Source organism: Streptomyces sp. NPDC096205, from assembly GCF_044763135.1.
In the GTDB taxonomy this organism is placed as follows: domain Bacteria; phylum Actinomycetota; class Actinomycetes; order Streptomycetales; family Streptomycetaceae; genus Streptomyces.
The window spans coordinates 1,233,174-1,257,211 of the sequence record NZ_JBIWFS010000001.1 but is presented as its reverse complement, the minus strand read 5'-3'; the positions used below and the strand labels follow the sequence as shown (position 1 = coordinate 1,257,211).

At 73.3% G+C, this 24,038-nt stretch carries 11 protein-coding genes and 1 pseudogene; 4 read left to right on the top strand and 8 right to left on the bottom strand.

The features are described 5' to 3' along the window. Nucleotides 1–40 precede the first annotated feature (40 nt). Nucleotides 41–10,591: pseudogene (locus tag ACIQ6Y_RS05490) on the top strand (SDR family NAD(P)-dependent oxidoreductase); the annotation flags it as partial. Between the two features lie 72 nt (nt 10,592–10,663). Here ACIQ6Y_RS05490 and ACIQ6Y_RS05485 read toward each other — a convergent pair. Next, the gene (locus ACIQ6Y_RS05485; RefSeq protein WP_404033244.1) at nt 10,664–11,860 is read right to left on the bottom strand and encodes a cytochrome P450; all 1,197 of its coding nucleotides are present in this window, start codon (nt 11,858–11,860) and stop codon (nt 10,664–10,666) included. Between the two features lie 32 nt (nt 11,861–11,892). Then, nucleotides 11,893–13,437, bottom strand: a complete 1,545-nt coding sequence (locus ACIQ6Y_RS05480; protein ID WP_404033241.1) for an AMP-binding protein — start codon at nt 13,435–13,437, stop codon at nt 11,893–11,895. A gap of 137 nt (nt 13,438–13,574) precedes the next feature. Between ACIQ6Y_RS05480 and ACIQ6Y_RS05475 the strand changes: the two genes are divergently transcribed. After that, nucleotides 13,575–13,814, top strand: a complete 240-nt coding sequence (locus ACIQ6Y_RS05475; protein ID WP_404033238.1) for an acyl carrier protein — start codon at nt 13,575–13,577, stop codon at nt 13,812–13,814. Between the two features lie 115 nt (nt 13,815–13,929). Then, entirely contained in the window at nt 13,930–15,510 is a 1,581-nt protein-coding gene (locus ACIQ6Y_RS05470) for an AMP-binding protein (protein ID WP_404033235.1), read from the top strand. 60 nt (nt 15,511–15,570) lie between these two features. On the opposite strand, the gene ACIQ6Y_RS05465 is transcribed toward ACIQ6Y_RS05470, so the two are convergent. The 4 genes from ACIQ6Y_RS05465 to ACIQ6Y_RS05450 all read right to left on the bottom strand — a co-directional run bounded on the left by ACIQ6Y_RS05465 (nt 15,571) and on the right by ACIQ6Y_RS05450 (nt 20,250). Beyond that, complete coding sequence (locus ACIQ6Y_RS05465; protein WP_404033232.1) at nt 15,571–16,506, bottom strand: ACP S-malonyltransferase; 936 nt, start codon at nt 16,504–16,506, stop codon at nt 15,571–15,573. Between the two features lie 141 nt (nt 16,507–16,647). Next, a complete protein-coding gene (locus ACIQ6Y_RS05460; RefSeq protein ID WP_404033723.1) occupies nt 16,648–17,877 on the bottom strand; it encodes a pyridoxal phosphate-dependent aminotransferase in 1,230 nt (409 codons plus the stop codon). Nucleotides 17,878–17,959: 82 nt separating this feature from the next. After that, nucleotides 17,960–19,321: a KamA family radical SAM protein gene (locus ACIQ6Y_RS05455; protein WP_404033721.1), complete on the bottom strand. Its 1,362-nt coding sequence runs from the start codon at nt 19,319–19,321 to the stop codon at nt 17,960–17,962. Nucleotides 19,322–19,341: 20 nt separating this feature from the next. Continuing rightward, nucleotides 19,342–20,250: a proline iminopeptidase-family hydrolase gene (locus ACIQ6Y_RS05450; protein WP_404033229.1), complete on the bottom strand. Its 909-nt coding sequence runs from the start codon at nt 20,248–20,250 to the stop codon at nt 19,342–19,344. A gap of 247 nt (nt 20,251–20,497) precedes the next feature. Here ACIQ6Y_RS05450 and ACIQ6Y_RS05445 point away from each other — a divergent pair, with 247 nt between their 5' ends. Next, nucleotides 20,498–21,772 carry a nucleotide disphospho-sugar-binding domain-containing protein gene (locus ACIQ6Y_RS05445; RefSeq protein ID WP_404033719.1) on the top strand — a complete coding sequence of 425 codons (1,275 nt, stop codon included), beginning with the start codon at nt 20,498–20,500 and terminating at the stop codon, nt 21,770–21,772. 70 nt (nt 21,773–21,842) lie between these two features. Here ACIQ6Y_RS05445 and ACIQ6Y_RS05440 read toward each other — a convergent pair whose 3' ends face one another. Then, entirely contained in the window at nt 21,843–23,153 is a 1,311-nt protein-coding gene (locus tag ACIQ6Y_RS05440; protein ID WP_404033226.1) for an ABC transporter permease, read from the bottom strand. 4 nt (nt 23,154–23,157) lie between these two features. Further along, nucleotides 23,158–23,940 (bottom strand): ABC transporter ATP-binding protein, encoded by a 783-nt coding sequence (locus tag ACIQ6Y_RS05435; protein ID WP_404033223.1) that lies wholly within the window; start codon nt 23,938–23,940, stop codon nt 23,158–23,160. Nucleotides 23,941–24,038: the final 98 nt, after the last annotated feature.

The window sequence follows — 24,038 nt, the reverse complement described above, 5'->3', positions numbered from 1 at the left end:
CACCGCCCTGCGCAAGGCGAACCCCGGCACCACCGAGGCGGCCCTGGACGGCGACCGCGCCTTTCGCGACCTCGGGTTCGACTCGCTGGCCGTCGTCGGCCTCGTCCAGGCCCTCTCGGCCGCCCTCGGCCGGGAGCTGCCCGCCTCCCTCGTGTTCGAGCACCCCACGCCGAACGCCCTGACCCGCCACCTCGCCGGCGAGATCCTCGGCGCGCCCGCCGAGCCGGACCGCGCCGCCCGCCGCCCGGCCGACGACGGCGAACCCGTCGCGATCGTCGGCATGGGCTGCCGCTTCCCCGGCGGAGTCAGCACCCCGGACGACCTGTGGCGGCTGGTCAGCGGCGAACAGCACGTCATCCAGCCCTTCCCCACCGACCGCGGCTGGGACCTCACCCGCCTCTTCGACCCGGACCCGGCCAGGCCCGGCACGACGTACGCCCACGAGGCCGGTTTCATCGCCGACGCGCCCGCCTTCGACGCCGACTTCTTCGGCATCTCCCCGCGCGAGGCCCAGGCCATGGACCCGCAGCAGCGGCTCCTCCTCGAGACGTCATGGGAGGCCTTCGAACGCGCCGGGATCGACGCCACCGCCCTGCGCGGCAGCGACACCGGCGTGTTCATCGGCGCCGAGCAGCAGGAGTACGGGCCCCGGCTGCACGAGGCCCCCGAGGGCGCCGACGGCTACCTCGTCACCGGCAACGCGCTCAGCGTCCTGGCCGGCCGGCTCTCCTACGTCTACGGCCTCCAGGGCCCGGCCCTCAGCGTCGACACGGCCTGCTCGTCCTCCCTCGTCGCCCTGCACCTCGCCCTGCGCTCGCTGCGCTCCGGCGAGTGCTCCCTCGCCCTGACGGGCGGCGCCGCCGTCCTCGGCGCCCCCGGCACCTTCACCGCATATAGCCGGCAGCGGGCCCTCGCCCCCGACGGCAAGTGCAAGGCGTTCGCCGCGGGCGCCGACGGCACCGGTTTCTCCGAGGGTGTCGGCGTCCTCGTCCTGGAACGCCTCTCCGACGCCCGCCGCAACGGCCACCGCGTCCTCGCCGTCGTCCGCGGCTCCGCCATCAACCAGGACGGCGCCTCCAACGGCCTGACCGCCCCCAACGGCACCGCCCAGCGCCAGGTCATCCGCGAGGCCCTCGCCGACGCCGGTGTCACCCCCGCCGACGTGGACGCCGTCGAGGCGCACGGCACCGGCACCACCCTCGGCGACCCCATCGAGGCCCGCGCCCTGCTCGCCGAGTACGGCGGCGACCGCGAAGTGCCGCTCAGACTGGGGTCGTTGAAGTCGAACATCGGGCACACCATGGCCGCCGCCGGTGTCGCGGGCGTCATGAAGACGGTGCTGGCCATGCGGCACGGCATCCTGCCGAAGACCCTCCACGTGGACGCGCCCTCCCCGCAGGTCGACTGGTCCACGGGCGCCGTCGAACTCCTCACCGAGGCCCTGCCCTGGGACCGCACCGAGGACCGCCCCCGGCTGGCCGGCATCTCCTCCTTCGGCGTCAGCGGCACGAACGCGCACGTCATCCTGGAGGAGGGCGACGTGGAGCCCGCCGGTACGGCGGAGACCGACGACACCCCTGTGCCGCTCGTGCTGTCCGCGAAGACCGACGCGGCGCTGACCGCGCTGGCCTTCCGGGTGCGCGAGCACCTGCAATCCGCTGACTCATTGGTCGATGTGGGCCATTCGCTCGTGACCGGGCATGCCGTCTTCGGCCGCCGCGCGGTCGTGGTCGGCCGCGACCGCGCCGAACTGCTCGCAGGATTGCAGGAGTTGACCGAGCCGCCCACCGAGCCCGTCCCCGGCGAGAAGAAGGTCTTCGTCTTCCCCGGCCAGGGAACCCAGTGGATCGGCATGGGCGCCCGGCTCGCCCGGGACAGCAAGGTGTTCGCCAAGCGCCTCGCCGAGTGCGCCGACGCCCTGGAGCCGCTCACCGACTGGTCCCTGTGGGACGTGCTGCGGGACCCGGACGGCTCGGCCCTGGACCGGGTGGACGTGGTCCAGCCCGCGTCCTTCGCGGTGATGGTGTCGCTGGCCGCGCTGTGGGAGTCGTACGGCGTCAAGCCCGACGCGGTGATCGGCCACTCGCAGGGCGAGATCGCCGCGGCCGTCGTCAGCGGGGCCCTGTCCCTGGAGGACGGCGCGTGGATCGTCGCGCTGCGGTCGCAGGTGATCGCCCGGTCGCTGGCGGGCGCGGGCGGCATGATGTCGGTCGCGCTGCCCGTCGAGGCGGTCGAGCCGCGCCTGCCGGACGGCGTGTCGGTGGCCGCCGTGAACGGCCCGAAGGCCGTCGTGGTCGCCGGTGACCCGGCCGGACTGGACGCGCTCCAGGCCGAGTTGGAGGCCGAGGACGTCCGCGTACGCCGGGTCGCCGTGGACTACGCCTCGCACTCGCCGCAGGTCGAGCAGATCGAGCAGGAGCTGCTGCGGGTCCTGGCACCGATCCGGCCGCGCGCCTCCCGCGTGCCGTTCTTCTCCACGGTGACGGGGGAGTGGCAGGACACCACGGCCATGGAGGCCGCCTACTGGTACCGCAACCTGCGCCGCCAGGTCCGCTTCGCCGACGCGGTGACCACTCTGGCCGAGCAGGGCTACGGCGCCTTCGTCGAGGTCAGCGCGCACCCTGTCGTCGTCATGGGCATCCAGGACAACCTCGACGTCCTCGGCCGCCAGGGCGCGGTCGTCGGCACCCTGCGCCGCGGCGAGGGCGGCCTGGACCGGTTCCTGACGTCGGCCGGCGAGCTGTTCGCGTACGGCTTCGACGTCGACTTCTCCTCCGCCTTCCCCGAGGACGCCCGCCGGGTCGAGCTGCCGACCTACCCCTTCCAGCGCCGCAACTACTGGCTGGAGCACACCTCCGGCACGGCCGCCGCCGACGTCTCCTCCGCCGGACTGGTCGCCACCGGGCACCCACTGCTCGGCGCGGCCGTCCCCCTCGCGGGCGGCGGCACCGTGGCGCTCACCGGCCGGCTCGACCCGTGCACCCAGCCGTGGCTCGCCGACCACCGGGTGGCCGGGACGGTGCTGTTCCCCGGGACCGGATTCGTCGAACTCGCCGTCCGCGCCGCCGACGAGGCAGGCGCGGGCACCGTCGAGGAACTCACCCTGCTGCGGCCGCTGGTGCTCGCCGACGACACCGCCACCGTCGTACAGGTCGTCGTGGAGGACGCCGACGCCGAGGGCCGCCGTACCTGCACGGTCCACTCCCGCCCCGAAGGCGCCCTGCCCGGCACCCCGTGGACCGAGCACGCCGTCGGCCGGCTCGCGCCCGCCGCCCCGGCGCCCGGCTTCGACCTCGCCGCCTGGCCGCCCGCCGCGCAGCCGGTCACCCTGGACGGCGCCTACGCCGAACTGGCCGCCCAGGGCTACGAGTACGGCCCCGCCTTCCAGGGCCTGCGCGCGGTCTGGCGGCAGGGCGAGCAGGTCTTCGCCGAGGTGACCCTGCCGGACGGCACCGAGGCGGGCCCGTTCGGGCTGCACCCCGCCCTGCTGGACGCGGTCGTGCAGGCGGTGGACGTCGCCGCGCTGCTGGAGCCCGCCCCGCAGGGCGAGGTGGCGCTGCCCTTCGCCTGGAACGACGTCACGCTGCACGCCCAGGGCGCGGCGGCCGTACGGGTACGGATCACCCGCGCCGGGGACCAGGCCGTCGCGCTGGACCTGGCCGACCCCACCGGGGCGCCCGTCGCCTCGGTCGGCGCGCTCCAGATCCGGCCCATGCGTCTGGCGGCGGCCGGACAGGGCTCCCTCTACCGCATGGACTGGCGGCCCCTGACCGGCCTCGACCCCGCCCCCGCCACGCAGTCGGCCGTCCTCGGGGACGACCTGTTCGGCCTCGCCGACACGCTCGGCGCGACGCCCGTCCAGGACACCGCCGTACCAGAGACGGTGTATCTGTGCGTCGCCTCCGGCCCCGGTGAGGAGCATGTCACCGAGATCCACCGGGTGACCGCGGCCGCGCTGGCCGACGCCCAACGGCGGCTCGCCGAACCGCGGTTCGCCGACACCCGGCTCGTCGTCGTCACACGGGGTGCCGTGTCCGCCGCCGGGGAGGACGTCACCGACCTGCCGGCCGCCGCGGTGTGGGGTCTGCTGCGCTCCGCGCAGGCCGAGGAGCCCGGCTGCTTCGTACTGCTGGACCTCGACCACGGGCCGCTCCCGGCCGACACCCTGCGCGCGGCCGTCGCCGCGGGCGAGACGCAGCTCGCCGTCCGTGAGGGCCGCGTCCACGTCCCGCGCCTCGCGCCCGCCCCGAGCACCGAGGAGACCGGCACCCCGTTCGACCCCGAGGGCACCGTCCTCGTCACCGGCGGCACCGGCACCCTCGGCGCCCTGCTCGCCCGGCACCTGGTCACCGAGCACGACGTACGGCATCTGCTGCTCACCAGCAGGCGCGGCGCCGACGCGCCCGGAGCGGCCGAGCTGACCGCCGAACTCGCCGCGCTCGGCGCCGAGGTGACCGTCCGGGCCTGCGACGCCGCCGACCCGGCCGCACTCGCGGCAGTCCTCGACGCCATCGACGCCGCCCACCCGCTGACCGCCGTGGTGCACACCGCCGGAGTCCTCGACGACGGCACGATCCCCTCCCTCACCCCCGAGCGGCTCGACACCGTGCTGCGCGCCAAGGCCGACGCCGCCTGGCATCTGCACCGGCTCACCGCGCACCTCGACCTCACCCACTTCGTCCTCTACTCCTCCCTCGCCGGCACGGTCGACGGCCCCGCCCAGGGCAACTACGCCGCCGCCAACGCCTACCTCGACGCCCTCGCCGCCCACCGCCGCGCGAGCGGCCTGCCCGCACACGCCCTGGCCTGGGGCTTCTGGTCCCAGCGCAGCGGCCTGACCGGGCACCTCGGCGAAGCCGACCTGGCCCGCCTCGCCGAGTCCGGCGACAAGGGGCTCGGCGACGCCGACGGGCTGGCCCTGTTCGACGCGGCCCTGCGCACCGACGCAACCCTGCTGTACCCCGTACGGCTCGACCCGGCGGCCCTGCGCGCCCGGGGCAGCGGACTGCCCCTGGTGCTGCGCGGCCTGGTCCCCGCACCGGTCCGCCGTACGGCCGCCGACGCCGCGGCACCCGCCGCCGACCTGTCGGGCGTCGCCGCACGGCTCGCGGAACTCGCCGAGGCCCAGCGGACCCCGTTCCTGCTCGACCTGGTGCGCGGCCACATCGCGAACGTGCTCGGCCACCCCGACACCGACGCCCTCACCGCCCACCGCCCGCTGCGCGAGCTGGGCTTCGACTCGCTGGCCGCCGTCGAGCTGCGCAACCGCCTCTCCCGCGCCACCGGACTGCGCCTGCCCACCACCCTGGTCTTCGACCACCCCACGCCGAACGCCCTCGCCGCCCTGCTGCTCGAACGGCTGACGGCGTCCGCGGCACCCGCCCCGGCCGTCACGGCCCGCCCCGGGACGGACACCGAGGACGACCCCGTCGTCATCGTCGGCATGAGCTGCCGCTACCCCGGCGGGGTCACCTCCCCGGAGGAGCTGTGGCGGCTGGTCGCCGACGGCGTCGACACCGTCGCCGGGTTCCCGCGCGACCGTGGCTGGGACGTCGACGGCGTCTACGACCCCGAGCCCGGCGCCGAGGGCAAGTCGTACGTCCGCGACGGCAGTTTCCTCGACGACGTCGCCGGATTCGACCCGGCCTTCTTCGGCATCTCCCCGCGCGAGGCCCTCACCATGGACCCCCAGCAGCGCATGCTGCTCGAACTGTCCTGGGAGGTCTTCGAACGCGCCGGCCTCGACCCCGAGACCCTGCGCGGCAGCGACACCGGCGTCTTCGCCGGCCTGATGTACCACGACTACACCGGCTCCAGCAGCGAGGGCAGCCTCGTCTCCGGCCGTATCTCCTACACCTACGGCCTCGAAGGCCCGGCCGTCACCGTCGACACGGCCTGCTCGTCCTCGCTGGTCGCGCTGCACTGGGCGATGCAGGCGCTGCGCCGCGGCGAGTGCTCCCTCGCCCTCGCGGGCGGTGTCACGGTCATGGCGACGCCGGAGCTGTTCATCGACTTCAGCCGCCAGCGCGGCCTCGCCCCCGACGGCCGCTGCAAGTCCTTCGCGGCCGCCGCCGACGGCACGGGCTGGGGCGAGGGCGCCGGACTGCTCCTGCTGGAGCGGCTCTCGGACGCCCGCCGCAACGGCCACCGCGTGCTGGCCGTGGTCCGCGGCTCGGCCGTCAACCAGGACGGCGCCTCCAACGGCATCACCGCCCCCAACGGCCCCTCCCAGCAGCGCGTGATCCGCGCCGCCCTGGCCGACGCGGGCCTCGGGGTCGCGGACGTCGACGCCGTCGAGGCGCACGGCACCGGCACCCGGCTCGGCGACCCCATCGAGGCCCAGGCGGTCCTCGCCACCTACGGCCAGGACCGCTCGGAGCCTCTGCTGCTCGGCTCGATCAAGTCCAACATCGGCCACACCCAGGCCGCCGCAGGGGTCGCCGGCGTCATCAAGATGGTCCAGGCCATGCGGCACGGCGTCCTGCCCAGGACCCTGCACGTGGACGAGCCGTCCCCGCACGTCGACTGGACCGAGGGCGCCGTCGAACTCCTCACCGACCAGCGCCCGTTGCCGGCCGTGGACCGGCCCTGGCGGACCGGCGTCTCCTCCTTCGGCATCAGCGGCACCAACGCCCACGTCATCCTGGAACAGGCCCCGGAGCCCGAGCCCCGGCCCGCCGTCGCGGCGCCGCCGGCCGTGCTGCCGCTGGTCCTCTCCGCGAAGACCGGCACCGCGCTGACCGCCCGCGCACGTCAACTGGCCGCCGCCCTCGACCTGTTCACACCCCACGACCTCTCCCACACCCTCGCCGCCACCGGCACCGCCCTGGAGCACCGCGCGGTGATCCTCGGCGCTACGGCCGACGAACTCCGCACGGGCCTGGAGCGTCTGGAGCCGGGCCGCACGGCCCTGCGCGAGGGCCGCCTCGGATACGTCTTCTCGGGCCAGGGCTCGCAATGGGCCGGGATGGGGCGTGCGCTGTACGAGGCCTTCCCGGCCTTCGCCGCCGCACTCGACGAGGTGCTGGACGCGCTCGACGGTGACATCCGGCCGGCCATGTGGGAGGGCGACTCCCTGAACCGGACGGGCAACACCCAGCCCGCGCTGTTCGCCGTCGAGGTCGCTCTCTTCCGCTTGCTGGAGTCCTGGGGCGTACGCCCGGACGCGGTCGGCGGCCACTCGGTCGGCGAGATCGCCGCCGCGCATGTCGCCGGGGTGCTGTCGCTGAAGGACGCCGCTGCCCTGGTGAGCGCACGGGGCCGGTTGATGGAGGCCCTGCCGGAGGGCGGGGCGATGGTGGCGGTCCAGGCCTCGGAGGAGGAGGTCCTGCCTCTGCTCGTGGACGGCGTCTCGCTGGCGGCCGTCAACGCGCCCGGCTCGGTGGTGATTTCAGGTGTCGAGGAGTCGGTGCTCGCGGTCGCGGAGCACTTCAAGGACCGTAAGACGTCCCGCCTGCGGGTCTCCCACGCGTTCCACTCGGCGTCGATGGAGCCGATGCTGGAGGAGTTCCGGCAGGTGGTCTCTGCCCTGGAACTGCGCGCGCCGGAGCTGGAGTTGTTCACCGCGGGCGACCCGTGCACGGTCGACTTCTGGGTCAACCACGTGCGTGACGCGGTCCGTTTCGCGGACACGGTCCGGCGGATGTCGGCCGAGGGCGTGACCACCTTCGTGGAGGTCGGCCCGGACGCGGTCCTCACCCCGATGGGCCCGGCCTCGGTCACCGGCGAGGACGTCACCTTCGTACCGCTGATGCGGCGCGAGCGCGACGAAGTCACCTCTGTGCTCAAGGGCGTCGGCCAGGCCTGGACCCGAGGTGTCCCGGTCGACTGGTCGGCCGTCGTGCCGGCAGGCGAGTGGGTGGATCTGCCGACGTACCCCTTCGAGCACCGGCGCTACTGGCTGGAGCCGGCCCCGGTCGCCCAGGGCGGGCAGGACGCCACCGGTCACTCCGTCCTCACCGCGGTCGTGCCCTCGCCGGACAGTGACGCCGTCACCCTCACCGGGGAGCTGTCGCTGCGGAGCCAGCCCTGGCTGGGCGAGCACCGCATGGCGGGTACGGCGATCCTGCCGGGCGCGGCGTTCGTGGAGCTGGTGATCCGGGCCGGGGACGAGGTGGGCTGCCCGCGCGTCGACGAGCTGACGCTGGAGGAGCCGCTGATCCTGGCCGAGCGGGAGCCCACCCGGCTCCAGGTCGTCGTCGGCACGCTGGACGTGACGGGGCGCCGTGCGGTCGCCGTACACGCGCGGGGTGCGGGAAGCCGGGAGTGGACCCGGCACGCGAGCGGTTATCTGGCCGAGCAGACCGAGGCCGCCGCCTCCGCGGAGGCCGTCTGGCCGCCGGCGGACGCCGAGGCGCTGGACGTCGACACGGCGTACGAGGCGCTGGCCGCGCAGGGCTTCGAGTACGGCGAGCTGTTCAGCGGTCTGCGTGCCCTGTGGCGGCACGGCCGGGACGTGCTCGCGGAGGTCGAGCTGCCCGAGGAGGCGGCCGAGGACGGCTACGGCATCCACCCGGCGCTGCTGGACGCCGTGCTGCACGGCGGTGAGCTGTTCGCCGACGGCGACGACGTGACGATGCCGTTCGCCTGGCGGGGTGTCACCCTGCACGCGACCGGGGCGACCCGGCTGCGGGTGCGGCTCACCCCGGCGGACGAGGGCGGCTACGCCATCGCCGCCACCGACCCGGCCGGCACACCGGTCCTCACCGTCGACTCGCTGCTGGTGCGTTCCGTGCCCGGCCTCGATCTGGACGCGCTGGGCGGACCGGGCACCCACGACAAGCTGTACACCGTCGAGTGGTCGCCGCTGCGGGGCGGACAACGGCCGGAGCCCGGCACCCTTGCGGTCGTCGGCGACCTGGGTGGCGCCGCCCCGTCGAACGCCCCGGCCTACTCGGACCGGGAGGCGCTGTTCGCCTCGGGCGACCCGCTGCCGGACGCGGTGCTCTACGCACCGGCCGGGTCCGACAGGACGAAGGACCCGGTCGCCGCCCTGCACACGGCGACCGAGGAGACCCTCGCCTTCCTCACCGGCTGGCTCGCCGACACCCGGTGCGCCGCGGTCGGCCTGGCCGTCGTCCTGCGCGGACCGGACCTGGTCGACGGTGCGCTGGCCGGACTGGTCCGCGCCGCCCAGGCCGAGCACCCCGGCCGCATCACCCTCGTCCGTACGGCCGACGACTCCGCGGGGCTGCTGCCCGCCGCCCTCGCCGCCGACGAGCCCGAGGTCGCCGTACGCGACGGGGAACTGCACGTCCCGCGGCTGCTCCCGGCCACCGGCACCCGGCAGGAGCTGGACCCCGGCGACACCGTGCTGGTCACCGGCGGCACCGGCGGGCTCGGCGCGGCCGTCGCCCGGCACCTGGTGGACCGGTACGGCGTCCGCGAGCTGATCCTCGCCAGCAGGCGCGGGCCCGCCGCGCCCGGGGTGGAGCGGCTGACCGGGGAGCTGACCGCGCGCGGCGCCCAGGTCACCGTCGTCGCGTGCGACGTCGGCGACCGGGAGTCGGTGGCCCAGTTGCTCGCCGACCACCCGGTGACCGGCATCGTGCACACGGCGGGTGTCGTCGAGGACGGCCTGCTCGCCTCGCAGACCCCCGAGCGGCTGCGGAACGTGCTGCGGCCGAAGGCGGACGCGGCCTGGCATCTGCACGAACTGGCCGGTGACGTCTCGATGTTCGTGCTGTACTCCTCCGCCGCCGGCACCCTCGACGGGGCCGGGCAGGCCAACTATGCCGCCGCCAACGGGTTCCTGGACGCCCTCGCCGAACACCGCCGCGCCCTCGGGCTCCCGGCCTGCTCGCTGGCCTGGGGACTGTGGGAGGAACGCAGCGGCATGGCGGGCGAGTTGAGTCAGGCCGACCTGGAGCGGATGAACCGGGCCGGACTGCGGGCCCTGCCGACCGGGGAGGCGCTGGAGCTGTTCGACACGGCCTCCGGACTGGACGCGGCCGTGGTGCTGCCGATGTGGCTGGACACGGACGCCGTGGCGCGGGCCGACCGGCCGGTGCCGGCGATGCTGCGGGCCCTGGTGCGCAGGCCGGTGCGCCGGGCCGCACAGGCCGCCGCCGCGGCGCCCGTCGAGGTGTCGCTGGAGGAGCGCTTGCAGGTCATGCGGGCGCAGGAGCGGGCGCCCTATCTGCTCGACTTCGTGCGCACGCAGGTGGCGACGGTCCTCGGGCACGACGGCCCGCACTCCGTGGAGCCGACCCGTGGCTTCTCGGAGCTGGGCGTCGACTCGCTGGCCGCGCTCGAACTGCGCAACCTGCTGGCCGAACGGGCCGAGGTGCGGCTGCCGGCGACGCTGATCTTCGACTACCCGACGCCGAAGGCGATCGCGGACCTGCTGTACGAGGAGCTGATCGGCGACCTCGCCGAACTCTCCCCGCTGGAGGCCGAGTTCGCCTCCATCGAGGAGGCGCTGAGCAGCGCGGGCGGCGAGGAGCAGGAGCGGATCCTGGCCCGGCTGCGGGCCCTCGCCGAGCGGTCGGCGGGGCCCAAGGTGCCGGGGCAGGCGCAGGACGACCCCGACGAGATCGCCTCCGCGACCGCCGACGAGCTGTTCGACATCCTCGACGGCGAACTTGGCTGACCGGCACGGCAGAAGGGCTGAGCCCCTCCACCCCGGCGGGTGGAGGGGCTCAGCCCTTTCCTGAGGCCTGCTTCACCAGGCGATCGGCAGCCGCGACGGCCCCCGTACGATCACCCCGAACTTCCACTCCACGCCCTCCGGGCCCTCGGCGAGCCGCAGCTCCGGCAGCCGGGACAGCAGCGCCGTCAGCGACTCCTGGAGCTCCATGCGGGCCAGCTGGGCGCCGATGCAGTGGTGCGGCCCGTGCCCGAAGGTCACATGCGGGTTGGGGGAGCGGGTGAAGTCGACCGTCTCCGGGTCCTCGAAGACCTCCGGGTCCCGGTTCGCGGCGTGCAGCGCGGGCAGCACCGGGTCGCCGGTGCGCACCAGGGTGTCCCCGATCATGACGTCCTCCAGCGCGTACCGGGCGAACATCGCCGCGGTGTTGATGGGGACGTAGCGCAACAGCTCCTCGACGGCGCCCGGCATCAGCTCCGGCCGCTCGCGCAGTTGCTGGAGCAGGTCGGGGCGGGTGAGCAGCGTGTGGACGAAGCTCGGCAGCGCCGACGCGACCGTCTCCACGCCGCCGGTGAGCAGCCCGGCCCCGGCCAGCGCGATCAGCTCGGTGTCGGTGAGCTTGTCGCCGTGGTCACGGGCGAAGACGAGCGCGCCGAGCAGGTCGTCGGTGGGCTCACGGCGGCGCTGTGCCACCAGGTCGGCCATGTACTTGTCGAGTTCGTCGCCGATCTCGAACAGCACGTCGCCCTTCATCGTGGCCTCGCCGGTGACGCCCTCGGTCCAGGTGCTGAAGACGTGCCGGTCCTCGAAGGGCACCCCGAGCAGGTCGCAGATGACGGTCACCGGCAGCAGCCGGGCGAAGTCCTCCACCAGGTCGGCCTGCGGGCCCTTGGCGAGCATGTCGTCGATGAGGCGGTGCGCGAGCGTCTCCACGCCCTCGCGCATCTGGTTCATCCGGCGGCTGGTGAACGCCTTGCCGACCAGCCGGCGCAGCCGGGTGTGGTCCGGCGGGTCCATGCCCATGATGCCGTCGCCGGTCGACTGCCGGCGCAGCCGCGGCTGGTCCAGGCCCTGGGCGATGGACCGGCTGAACCGGGCGTCGGTCAGCACGAACTTCACGTCCGCGTGCCGGGTCGCGAGCCACGCCGGTTCGCCGTACGGCAGTTGGACGCGGCTCAGCGGCTCCTCCTGCTGCAACTTGAAGTAGAGCGGGGACACGCCGGTCTCGTGCATGTCGAAGGGATAGTCCCTCACGGTCGTCTGCACACTCAAAGTCTGTCTCTCCTCACCAGGGGTGGTGTCGTTCAGCGGGCCTGGAGCAGTTCGGCCGCGCGCGCGGCGAGCCGCAGCCGGTCGACCTTGCGGTTGGTGTTGAGGGGGAACTCGGTCAGACGGTGGAAGTGCTTGGGCAGCACGGCCGCGGGCAGCAGACCGCGCAGCCGGCGGACCAGCTCCACGGTGGGCACCTCGGCGCCGGTGTAGAACGCGAACAGCTCGGTGCCGCTCGCCCCGGTCACTGCGACCGCGACCGCGTCGGCGACCCGGCAGTCCCTGAGCGCGTGCTCCACCTCGGCGAGTTCGACCCGCCAGCCCTGCACCTGCACCTGGGCGTCGCGCCGCCCGAGGTAGATCAGCTCCTTGCCGTCGAGCCGCCGGACGCGGTCGCCCGTACGGTAGTAGCGTCGGCCCTCGCGCTCGAAGAAGGCGCCCGTCTCGTTGCGCGGGTCCACGTATCCGGCCGCCAGCTGCGGGCCCGACACGCACAACTCGCCTTCCACGGCGGTCGGTTCGCCGTCCTCGCCGAGCAGCAGGTGATGATGGCCCGGGTGTACGGCGCCGATCGGGACGAGGCCGTTGACGGAGGCGGCCTCGGAGTGCTCGCCCGCCCAGCGGTGGACGGTGATGGTGACGGTCAGCTCCGTCGGCCCGTACAGGTTCTCCAGCGCCGAACCGGGCGCCGCCGCCTGCCAGTCGGCCGCGTCGCGGGTCTTGAGCGCCTCACCGGCGAACAGGCTCCAGCGCAGCGCGGGCATCCGGCCGGCGCCCAGTGAGCCCGTGCGCCGCACCAGGTCGATCACGCTCGGCGTGGAGAACCACACCGTCAACCCCTGCCCGGCGATGAACGCGGGCAGATCCCGGTAGGCGTGCGCGGGCACCGGCACCGAGGTGGCGCCCGCGCCCCACGCGGCGAACACGTCGAAGACCGCGCAGTCGAAGTTCAGGTCGAACGCCTGGGACACCACATCGGTGGGGCCCAGGCCGTAGCGCTCGTCCACCAGGCGGAAGTAGTGCTCGAAGCCGCCGTGCGTGAGCACCACACCCTTGGGCACACCCGTCGACCCCGACGTGAACAGCAGATACGCCGTGTCGCCCGGCTTGACCTCGGCGGGCGCGGTCAGCGCCCGGCCCGCCTCGGGCCGGACCGGCCGGCCCGGGATCTCGTCGCCGTCCTCGGCGTCGGGCACCAGCACCGCGATGTCGTCGGTGCCGTCGAGGACGTCGGCCAGCACCTTCAGGCTCGCCCGGTCGGCGATCACCACGCCCGCACCGGACGCCCGCAGGATCTGCCGGGTCCGGGCCGCGGGGAAGTCGGGGCGCAGCGGGACGACGGCCGCGCCCGCGTACAGCGCGGCGAGCAGCGCCGGATACGCCACCGGCCCCTTGCCCGCCAGCACCCCCACCGCGCGTGCCCCGGCCGCCGCCAGCTCACCGCCCCAGGCGAGCGCCCGCCCGTGCAGCTCCCGATAGGTCAGCGCCTCCTCGCCGGTGCGCACCGCGACCCCTTCCGGGGCGAGCGCGAGCCCGCGCAGGAACCGTGTGTGCAGCCCGTACCCGGCCGATTTGTCCATGCTCGAACTCCGCTGTGAATAGGGGGTGTTCTCCGTCGAGAAATCTTCGACCGCCACGTACAGTCAATCCCCGACCTTCGGCCGTCAGTGCCGCGAAGACAACCCTTAATCCCCTCAACGAGAAAGCGACCGCGACGATGATCGACGACCGTTTCGCCGGGCTTCTGCGTCAGCACCTTCCCTATCTCGCCCCCGACGAGTCGCTGGACGAGAACGCCTCGCTGCGCGACCTCGGCCTGGATTCCATGGGCATGGTCGAGCTTCTGTCGGCCGTGGAGAGCGCCTACGACGTCCAGCTCAGGGACGACGCCCTCAACACCGAGACCTTCGCGACCCCGGCCACCCTGTGGCAGGCCGTCGCCGCCGTACGCGCCTGAACGCACCCGGAATTAGGGGGCCGAGTAGGGGTGGGAACGCGGCTATGTTCTTCCCGATCCCCGTTGTTCCTCCCGATCCCGTTCGTGGATTCTCCCGCCCTTCTGTGAGGCCTGCATGAGTCGGCAAGTATTCGCGTACGCACACAACCAGACGGAGAGGCTGCACGAGTTCCTGCTGGCCGGCGCCCGGCTCACCCCGGAGAAGGCGGCCGTCGTGGAACTCTCCGGCAACGAGGCCGGAGCCGTCTCCTACCGGCAGCTGGAGCGCCGCGTCGAGGCCTACCGGACCACCCTGGACGACCTGGGCCTGGACATGGGGGACCGGGTCGTCCTGGAGTCGGACACCTCCGCCTCCGCGATCGCGGCGCTCCTCGCCTGCTCCTCGCTCGGCCTGCCGTTCGTGCCGGTCAGCCCCGAGACGCCCGCCCAGCGGCTGCTGTCCATCATCGACAGTGTGCGGCCCGCGCTCTACCTCCAGGCCGCCGACGGCCGCCGGGACGGCATCCCCGACACCGTCGGCACCGGCCGCTTCGGCCCCGACGGCCTGACCGTCGAACGCGCCCCCGCGCCCCGCCGCCGGCACCGCCGCGAGTCCGTCGCCACCGACCCCGCCTACATGGTGTTCACCTCCGGCACCACCGGCACGCCCAAGGGCGTGGTGATGAGCCACCGCGGCATCCTCGCCTTCTGGCGCGGCATGCTCCAGCACGGCATCGTGTCGCCCGAGAGCCGGGTCGCCAGCACCGCGCCGCTCCAGTTCGACTTCTCCCTGCTCGACATCGGCCTGGCGCTCGGCAGTGGCGCCACCGTCGTGCCCGTGCCGCGCGCCCTGCTGCGCTGGCCGCGCCGGTTCCTGACCTTCCTCGCCGAGACCGAGGCGACCCAGGTCAACGGCGCGCCCTCCATCTGGCGCGGCGCACTGCGCCACGAGCCCGAACGGCTCGGGGCGCTCGGCGAGCAGATCCGCGGCATCCTCTTCTCCGGCGAGCCGTTCCCGGCCCATGAACTGCGCCGCATACAGGAGCTGCTGCCCGCCGCCCGCATCGTCAACTGCTTCGGCAGCACCGAGTCGATCGCCGCGTCCTTCACCGACGTACCGCGTCCGATGCCCGCCGAACAGCGGCAGCTGTCCATCGGGTTCGCCCACCCCGGCGCCGAGATGATGCTCCTCGACGACGATCTGAGCCCCATCGACGAGCCCGGCGTCACCGGGCAGATCTACCTGCGCAGCTCGGCCCTGTTCACCGGCTACTGGAACGACCCCGAGGCCACCGCCAAGGCCCTGGTGCCCGACCCGCTGGCCCCCGAGACCGGCCAGCTCGTCTTCCGCACCGGCGACCTCGCCCACCGCGGCGAGGGCGGCGAGCTCTACTTCGACGGCCGGGCCGACTCCCAGGTCAAGATCCGCGGCAATCGCGTCGAACTCGGCGAGGTGGAGCGGCGCGTGGCCGAGTTCGAGGGCGTCGCCGCCGCCAGCGCCGTGGTCGTGCCCAAGCCGGACGCCGACCCGGTGCTCGTGGTCTTCGTCGCCCTGGACCGGGACGTGGAGGGCATCGACGAGATGGAACTGGGCGCCTTCTGCATGCAGTACCTGCCCGACTACATGACCCCGCAGGAGATACGCGTCGTCGACGACCTGCCGGTCAACGCCAACGGCAAGGTCGACCGGCGAGCGCTGCTGGACTCTCTGTCCTGACGTACGAAAAAGAGGGCCGCGGTCGTCGCACCGACCGCGGCCCTCTTTTTCGTACGCCCGTCAGGGAATGACCGTGCGCTGCCGCGGCCGCAGGGCCAGCCTCGGGTCGACGCCCGTCACCCGGAAGCTGCGGGTCGTCACCGGCACCCGCCCGAACAGCCGGTCCGGGCCCGCCACATACAGGTCCCGTACGCCCGCCCCGAGCAGCGCGTCCACCACCTCGGGCCAGCGCACGGCCCGCACGAACCCGTCCAGCAGCATCGTGCGCACCCCGTCGGCCGTCGTCCGCACCGAGCCGTCCTGGTCGGCCACCACCGGGATCACCGGGTCGGTGAAGGTCAGGGCGGGGAACAGCTCCGCCTCGACACGGTCGCGCAGCGGCTGGAACACCGAGGCGTGCATCGGCGGGTCCATGGTGTACAGCGGCAGCCCGCCGGCCGCCCGGATACGGCCCTCGAACCACTCCAGCCGCTCGGCGCGCAGCGACACCATCGCGAAGTCGTGGTCGACCTGGCAGGACAGCTCGTGCCACTCCCGCTGCGCCTCCAGCTCCGCCAGGATCTCCTTCAGCACCTCCTGCGGCAGCCGCGCGAAGGAGTGCGTGACGATCCCGGGCTGCTCCTCGGTGAAGTACCGGTGCTCATAGCGCGCGAGCTGCGCCGTCAGCCCCACGGCGTCCGAGAAGCCGAGCGCGCCCGCGTACACGGCCGCCGCCTTCCCGCCGAAGCTCGCCCCGACACAGTGCCCCGGGTCCGCGCCCAGCCGGGACTCCGCCCAGCGGGCCAGCGCCACACAGGCGACCAGGAACGCGACCTGGGCCTCCTCGGCGTAGTCGCCGGCGCTGTCCCGCCAGCGCTCGAACAGCGGGTAGCCCAGCGTGTCGGACGCCTGCTCGACCAGCTCCCGGGCCACCGGGTCGATCAGCAGGAACTTGCCCACCGCGGGGAAGTCCTGCGGACCCATGCCCGGAAAGACGATCGCGGAGTCGGAATCCATGGCTGTGCCCCTTCAGAAGGCCAGAGGTTGAGAAGGCCGTGAGTTCGTACGGCCGTGAGGTAGCACGACCGTGAGCTCGTACGGCCGGATGGTCGGAGGGCCGGGCGGCCGAGGGGCGTTGCCCCTGCCGGGCCCCCGGCCTCACCGTGCCGTGAGCTGTGTGAAACCCCGCTCGATCGCGGCCAGCGCGTCCCGGATGTGCGGCAGGGCCAGCGGATCGGCCCCCCGCTCGGCCGCGCTCTGCGCCGCACGCTGCTCCTCGCGCGTGCGGCCGTACAACATGCTCGTCGCGGCGCGGAAGCGCAGCGCCCTCGGGTCGTCGCCGAAGTGCACGCCGGCCAGGACCGCGATGCCGTGCCGGTCCAGCAGGCGCTCCTGGAGCGACGCCCCGTCGGTGACGCCCAGTGCGGCCAGCTCGCCGCGCAGCGGCTCGAAGTCCGGGTAGACGTAGAACCCCCCGGTGGGCGGCCGGCACTCGGCGCCCGCCGCGGTCACGATCTCGTACACCGCCCGTGCGACGACCCCGTGCAGCCGGGCGTCCGCCCGCAGCCGCTCCCGGATCTCCGGGGGCTCGGAGAACGCGTACTCGGCCACCGCCTGCATCGGCCCGGCCAGCGTCGACCAGATCTCGCTGGCGACCGACGCCACGTCGTCGCGCAGCCGCTCGCCCTCCGGCGTGGCCGGGAAGCGGGCGGCGCCGATGCGCCAGCCGCCCAGGGCCAGGCTCTTGCTGAGGCCGGTCACCACGATCGTGCGGTCCGGGCAGACCTCGGCGGGGCTCAGATACACCGCGTCCGGGTCGTGCAGGATGTCGCGGTAGATCTCGTCCGACACCAGGAGCAGATCCTCCTCCTCGGCGACGGCACACAGCTCCCGCACCAGCGCCGGCGGCGCATGGGTGCCGGTCGGGTTGTCCGGCGAGGTCAGCACCACGATCCGCGGGTCGGCCCCGCGCCCGCGCGCCTCCTTCACCGCCTCGCGCAGCGCCGCCGGGTCGGGCACACCGCCGCACTCGACGGGCACCGGAACGCTGATCGCCTCCTTGCCCGCGAGCCTGGCCTGCGGCTCGTACGTCACCCAGCAGGGGCCGGCCAGCAGCACATCGCCGGGCCGCACCAGTTGCAGCGCGAGCAGCAGGGCCTTGCTGCCGGGCGCGAGCAGCACCTGCCCGGCCTCGGTCGGCAGGTTCCGGCGCGCGAAGTAGCCCGCCACCGCCGCCCGTACGCCGTCGTCGCCCGGCACCGGCCCGTAGGCGTTGCGGTCCGCCCCGGACGCCAGCCGCTCCGCCAGCGGCGGGAACACCGGCAGCCGCGACTCCCCGAACCCGAGGTGCACGATTCTCTCCCCGGCGGCCTGCCGCCGCGCGACCATCTCGTCCAGCGCCAGATTCGGGGAGACCCTGCGCCCCGACCCGCGCCCCGACCCGGCGGCGGCCCCGGTGGAGTCCTTACGCTCAGACACGGCCGGCCCCCGCTCGCTCGCCCGACAACCCGTCACGTGCCGGACCCGCGAACGCCGCCGCGATGTCCGCCGGCACGCTCTCGTCCAGCTCCAACTGGTCCATCCAGGCCGCCGTCCGCGACCAGCGGGCCAGGAACGGCCGGCCCACCAGCTCAGGACGCCGCGCCTGGAGCATCCGCAGCCGCAGGAACCGCCCGCGGGAGGTCTCCTCCACACCGTCCACGACGACCTTGCCCGGCGTCGCGGACATCACAGGCCCGCGCACCGTGCGCGCCAGACCCGGCAGCTTCTGGTACGCCGCCCGGAAGATGTCGTACGCCCTGACCAGCGGCACCTCGAAGTACTGCCGCGGCCCGGTGTCCCGCTCCACGAACATGTAGTACGGCACCGCGCCCGCGCCCAGCTCGCCCCGCCACAGGTCCGCCCAGGTGCGGGCGTCGTCGTTGACGTGCGCGATCAGCGGGGCCTGGCAGTACACCAGCGCCCCGGTGGCCCGGATGCGGGCCAGCGCGCGGCGCGCGAGCGCGGTCTCCAGCTCGCGCGGATGACTGAAGTGCGCCATCACGGCGAGGTTCCGGCCGGAGGCGACCACCTGCTCGAACAGCCGCAGTACGTCGTCGGCGTCCGGGTCGGTGACGAACCGCTGCGGCCAGTACGCCACCGACTTGGTGCCGATCCGCACGGTCCGTACCGTGTCCACGGCCAGCAGCGGCTCCAGATGCCCGCGCAGCCGCTCCGTCGTCATGATCATCGGGTCGCCGCCGGTGACCAGCACGTCCGACACCGCCGGGTGCAGCTTCAGATACTCCACCAGCCGCTCCGGCCCGGGCGCCGCGAACCGCAGGTCGGCGTCCCCGATGAACTGCGCCCAGCGGAAGCAGTAGGTGCAGTACGAGTGACAGGTCTGGCCCTGCTGCGGGAAGTACAGCACCGTCTCGCGGTACTTGTGCTGCACCCCGGCCAGCTCCTCGCCGTCCACGCTCGGCACGTTCAGCTGCTTCTGGCCCGAAGGGTGCGGGTTGAGCCCCGCCCTGATCCGGGCCACCTCCACCGCGACTTCGCGCCTGGGAACACCGCGCCGCGCCATGTCGATCAGCAGCGACTCGTCCTCGGCGGCCAGCATGCCGCGCTGCGGGAAGACCAGTTGGTAGATCGGGTCGTCGGGAATACGGTGCCAGTCGACGAGTTCCGAAAGGACGTATTCGTTGACCCGGAACGGAAGCACCTGCGACACCGCCCGAACCGATGCGAGCGCGTCCGCGGGAATTCCGTAGCGTGCCGCCACGTCGTCGATCTGCTGAGGACCGATCGCCCGGAATCTGGGCGGGGCGGGATCCAGTACGGAAAGGGGCATCACGGAATGGGGCATGCGATTCACTCTCTGAGGCCTTTCAGGAACTCGACCAGCGTCGCCCGGAAACGCTCCGGTTCCTCGAAGTGGGGCATATGGCTGGAGTTCTCGAAGACTTCCCAGCGCACATCGGGAATCAGGTCCGCATAGGGCCGCACCGTGACCGGGGTGGCCTCGTCATGGGCTCCGGAGATCACCAGCGTCGGCACGGCGATGTCCGCCAGCCGGTCCTCGAGCGAGAAGTCCTTGAGCGTTCCGACGACATGGAACTCGCTGGGGCCGTTCATGGTGTGGTAGACGGTCGGATCGTTCGCCGTCTCCATGGTCGTCGCCAGATACTCCTTCGGCCACGGGTCCACCCGGCACACATGCCGGTCGTTGAACACCCGTACCGCCTGGGCGTATTCGGCGGAGTCGGTGGTGCCCGCCGCCTCGTGCCGGCGCAGCACGGCGTCCACCTCGGGCGGCAGCGCGGCGCGGAGCACCTCCATCTCCTGCCGCCACAGCACATAGGAGGCGGGGGAGTTGGCGACGACCAGGCCACGCAGCCCGGCCGGCCGGTCCGCGGCGTGGCGGGCGGCCAGGACACCGCCCCACGAGTGGCCGAACAGCACATAGTTGTCGGCGACACCGAGGTGCCGCAGCAGATTGTCGAGCTCCTCCAGGAACAGCTCGACGGTCCAGAACTCCGGCCCCTCGCCCGGCAGATGGGACGAGGCGCCGTTGCCGAGCTGGTCGTAGTGCACCACCGGCCAGCCGTCCTCGCCGAGCGCGGCCAGCCCGAGCAGATAGTCGTGCGTGGCACCGGGCCCGCCGTGCACGACCACCACGGTCGGCCGTCGCGCGTCCGGCGCCCCCGTCTCGCGGTACCACGTGCGGTACCCATGGAAGGGAATCCACCCCTTGGCTCTGGCGCGGGGAGCCACGGACATGCCCATCACCTCGCTTCCGGTCGCGTTCCTGTGTAGCCGCCGGGCGAGCAGGCACACCAGCCCCTAAGGGGTCGCACCCCCTAGCCACGACAGGACGCCAAGTGCCTTGTGGAGTAGGCGAGTCGGGCCCAGGCCGTGCACTCGGACCGGACCCCTAACCTGCGCCACGGGCCGCCTGAGCCCCCGCCCCGCGCGGTACAAAAGGGCATCACCCCGCCCCGGCCCCGTGGAGACTTCCGTGCGCGTGATGCTGATGTCGTTCCCGACCCGCACCCACATCTACAGCCTGGCCCCCGTCGGCTGGGCCCTGCGGGCCGCCGGCCACGAGGTGCGCTACGTCGGCCAGCGCAACCCCTCGGAGATCGACCCGTTCCTGCAGACCGGCCTCGACTGCCAGTGGGCGGGCGGCGACATGGACATCGCCCTGCACCGCAAGTACGCCGAGCCCGGCAACGGCACCGCCGACAGCTACTCGCCGCTGTCCGAGACCCGGCCGGAGAAGCTGACCGACGACTTCGTCGCCGACGTGTACCGCTCCACCACCGGCATGGTCCAGTACTTCAACCGCGACCGGCTGCTGTCGGAGACCCTGCGCTTCGCCCGCGACTGGCGGCCCGACCTGATCGTCTGGGACCCGCTGATGTACACCGCGCCGATGGTCGCCCAGGTCGTCGGCGCCGCCCACGTCCGCATGCTGTACGCCCAGGACCAGAACGCCCGGGTGCACTTCGAGTACGAGAAGCTCAAGGCGCGCCGCCCCGACGAGGACTGGCCCGACCCGCTGGCCGACTGGATGGGGGAGTGGGTGGGCCGGCACGGCGCCGAGTTCCACGAGGACCTGCGCTTCGGCATGGCGACCATCGACCCCTCGCCGGCCTGTGTGCGCTTCCCGCTCGACGTGAACTACATCCCCGTACGCTTCGAACCGGTCAACAAGCCCCTCGCCGTGCCCGACTGGGTGTTCCAGGAGCTGGAGCGGCCGCGCGTGATGCTCACCCTCGGCGTCTCCAACCGTCAGGTGCACGGCTACGAACAGGCCTCCGTCACCGACCTGCTGGGCGGCCTCGGCGACCTCGACATCGAGGTGATCGCCACGCTGTCCAAGGCCCAGCTCGCCGCGGTGGACCGGCTGCCCGGCAACGTACGCGCCGAGGCGTTCGTGCCGATGAACGAGGTGCTGTCGACCTGCTCCGCGATCGTCCACCAGGGTGGCGGCGCCACCATCGGCAACGCCGTCGTCAACGGCGTCCCGCAGCTCATCGTCCCCGGCACCACCTGGAGCGAGCGCTCCTCCGCGATCGCCCAGCAGGAGCGCGGCTACGGCCTGTTCGTCGACCTCGCCGACGCCACCGCCGAGCGGGTCCGGGACATGGTGGCGCGGCTGCTTCAGGAGCCGTCGTTCCGCCGCAACGCCGTCGAGGTCCAGCAGGAGATGCTGGCCACGCAGAGCCTCGCCGACATCGTCCCCGAGCTGGAGGCGTTGGCGGCCCGCACTCGCGGCGGCCTGGCCACGGCGGTCTGACGCCCACACGGATGGGGGTGGGGGGAAGGCGCACGGTCGCCTTCCCCCCACCCCTTTGTGCCGTGTTGGCTCATGCCCCGGTCGAGGCCGCCTCCACCGCGGGCACCCGCAGCACATGGCGGGCCGTCCCCAGCGTCGTGACCAGCGTGGACGCGACCGCGATCGCGGCGATCACGATCCACAGGGCGGGGCTCAGCTCGGGCACCAGATCCCCGGTGCGGGCCCGGCTGTAGGCGAGGATGCCGGTGACCGCCGCGCCCGTGCCCAGGACCACGCCCAGCACGGTCAGCGCCAGTCCTTCGGCGAACACCGTCACCAGCACCTGCCGCGGGGTCGCCCCGGCCAGCCGCAGCTGCCCGAACTCCCGGACCCGCTCGGACGTGGCCGCGTACAGGCCGTTGATGAGCATCACGCAGGCGAACACCACGATGATGCCGACGACCACCAGGTTGAGGGTCTCGATGTTCTTGTCGTCCACGGTCTGCGACACCCCGGCCGCCTTCATGGTGTCCGACGCGACCGTCTGGATGTACAGCGTGCCGGTCGCCATGCCGACGAACGACACCAGCGGCAGGAACACACCCGACTGCCGGTCCGCGCCCTGCCGCAGGGTCATCCCGGACAGCGTGCCGCGCGCCGGCGCGGTCAGGAACCGCAGCAGCGTCGGCGCCAGCATGCCGAGACCGACCGACAGCAGGATCGCGCCGTAGCCCGCCGGGGCCATCAGCAGCGGGTCGTCCGACTCCAGGGTGTCGGTCGCCGCAAGCAGTCCGAGCGCGACGACCGCCAGCACGCCCGCGGTCACCAGCCTGCCCCGGGTACGGGGCTGCTCGGGCCGGCCGATCGCCGAGCGGGTGGCCCGTCGTACCGCCAGGAAGGCACCGCCGACCGCGGCGACCAGCGTGGTGCCGAACCCCATGGACAGCGCCATGGTCCCGAAGACGTAGTCCACGTCGGCCGCGACCTGGTCGGTGTCCTTGAACACGTCGAGCAGCGCACGTCCGCCGAACCAGGCAGGCACGACCGCGAGCGCGGCCCCGACCAGCGCCACCACGGCGGACTCCCCGATCACCATCCGCCGCACCTGGCCCGGCGTGGCACCGGCGGACCGCAGCAGCGCCAGCTCGGGCGCCCGCTGACGGACGTTGACGGTCATGGTCGAGGCGACGGAGAAGAACACGAGAAGGGTGCCGTAGCCGCCGACCACGTTCGCGGCGATCTCCAGCGAGGTGCCGCTGGTCTCGTCGACGCCCGGCCCGCTGCGGGTGTCGAACATCGAGGCGAAGGCCATCACGATGCCCGCGCCGAGGAACGCGGCGAGCAGCGTGGAGACCAGCCGGCCCGGCTGGAAGCGGACATTGCGCAGAGCCATCGCGAACATCTGCTCACACCTCCGAACGGCGGCCGTCGCCGGACTGCCGGTCACCGAGCTGGGTGAGACGCTCGGCCACGGCCTCCGGAGTCGGTACGTCCATCCGCCCGGCCAGGCGGCCGTCGGCCAGGAACAGCACCGTGTCCGCGTGCGAGGCGGCGACCGGGTCGTGGGTGACCATCACCACGGTGTGCCCGTGCACGGCGACCATCTCGCGCAGCAGCAGCAGGATCTCGCGGGCGCTGCGGGTGTCCAGGGCACCGGTCGGCTCGTCCGCGAAGATCACCCGCGGCCGTGTGACCAGCGCACGCGCGATGGCCACACGCTGCCGCTGACCGCCGGAGAGCTGGTCGGGCCGGTGCTCGAGCCGGTCGCCCAGACCGACCCGGCCGAGCATCTCCCGCGCGGCCCGCTTGTCCACCCGGCGCCCCGCGAGCTTCAGCGGCAGCACGGTGTTCTGCATCACCGTCAGCGTGGGCAGCAGGTTGTACTGCTGGAACACGAACCCGATGCGCGAGCGCCGGAACTTCGTCAACGCCGCCTCGCTGCGGCCCATCATCGGCTCACCGTCCACGAACACGGTGCCGCGATCGGGCCGGTCCAGCCCCGCCGCGCACTGCAGCAGCGTCGACTTGCCCGAACCGGAGGGACCCATCACGGCCGTGAACTCCCCCGCCGGCAGGCTGAGGCTGACATCGTCCAGAGCGACGACCGCGCTGTCCCCGCTGCCGTAGACCTTGGTGACCCCGTCCAGGCGCAGCGCCTCGGCGGTGGCTTCCCGTACGTGTTTTGACATTCCAGATCCTCTGTCGTCGGCGCGGGACGGTTCCCCCACAACGACGAAGTTACGCACCGCACACGGCGTGCGCACTGGTTGTAGCACCCCGACTGGGG

Bases quoted from the DNA above. Each gene is read 5' to 3' on its own strand.
- ACIQ6Y_RS05480 (WP_404033241.1), bottom strand. From the start codon at position 13,437: ATGGACAAATCGGCCGGGTACGGGCTGCACACACGGTTCCTGCGCGGG.
- ACIQ6Y_RS05475 (WP_404033238.1), top strand. From the start codon at position 13,575: ATGATCGACGACCGTTTCGCCGGGCTTCTGCGTCAGCACCTTCCCTAT.
- ACIQ6Y_RS05470 (WP_404033235.1), top strand. From the start codon at position 13,930: ATGAGTCGGCAAGTATTCGCGTACGCACACAACCAGACGGAGAGGCTG.
- ACIQ6Y_RS05465 (WP_404033232.1), bottom strand. From the start codon at position 16,506: ATGGATTCCGACTCCGCGATCGTCTTTCCGGGCATGGGTCCGCAGGAC.
- ACIQ6Y_RS05460 (WP_404033723.1), bottom strand. From the start codon at position 17,877: ATGGTCGCGCGGCGGCAGGCCGCCGGGGAGAGAATCGTGCACCTCGGG.
- ACIQ6Y_RS05455 (WP_404033721.1), bottom strand. From the start codon at position 19,321: ATGCCCCTTTCCGTACTGGATCCCGCCCCGCCCAGATTCCGGGCGATC.
- ACIQ6Y_RS05450 (WP_404033229.1), bottom strand. From the start codon at position 20,250: ATGTCCGTGGCTCCCCGCGCCAGAGCCAAGGGGTGGATTCCCTTCCAT.
- ACIQ6Y_RS05445 (WP_404033719.1), top strand. From the start codon at position 20,498: ATGCTGATGTCGTTCCCGACCCGCACCCACATCTACAGCCTGGCCCCC.
- ACIQ6Y_RS05440 (WP_404033226.1), bottom strand. From the start codon at position 23,153: ATGTTCGCGATGGCTCTGCGCAATGTCCGCTTCCAGCCGGGCCGGCTG.
- ACIQ6Y_RS05435 (WP_404033223.1), bottom strand. From the start codon at position 23,940: ATGTCAAAACACGTACGGGAAGCCACCGCCGAGGCGCTGCGCCTGGAC.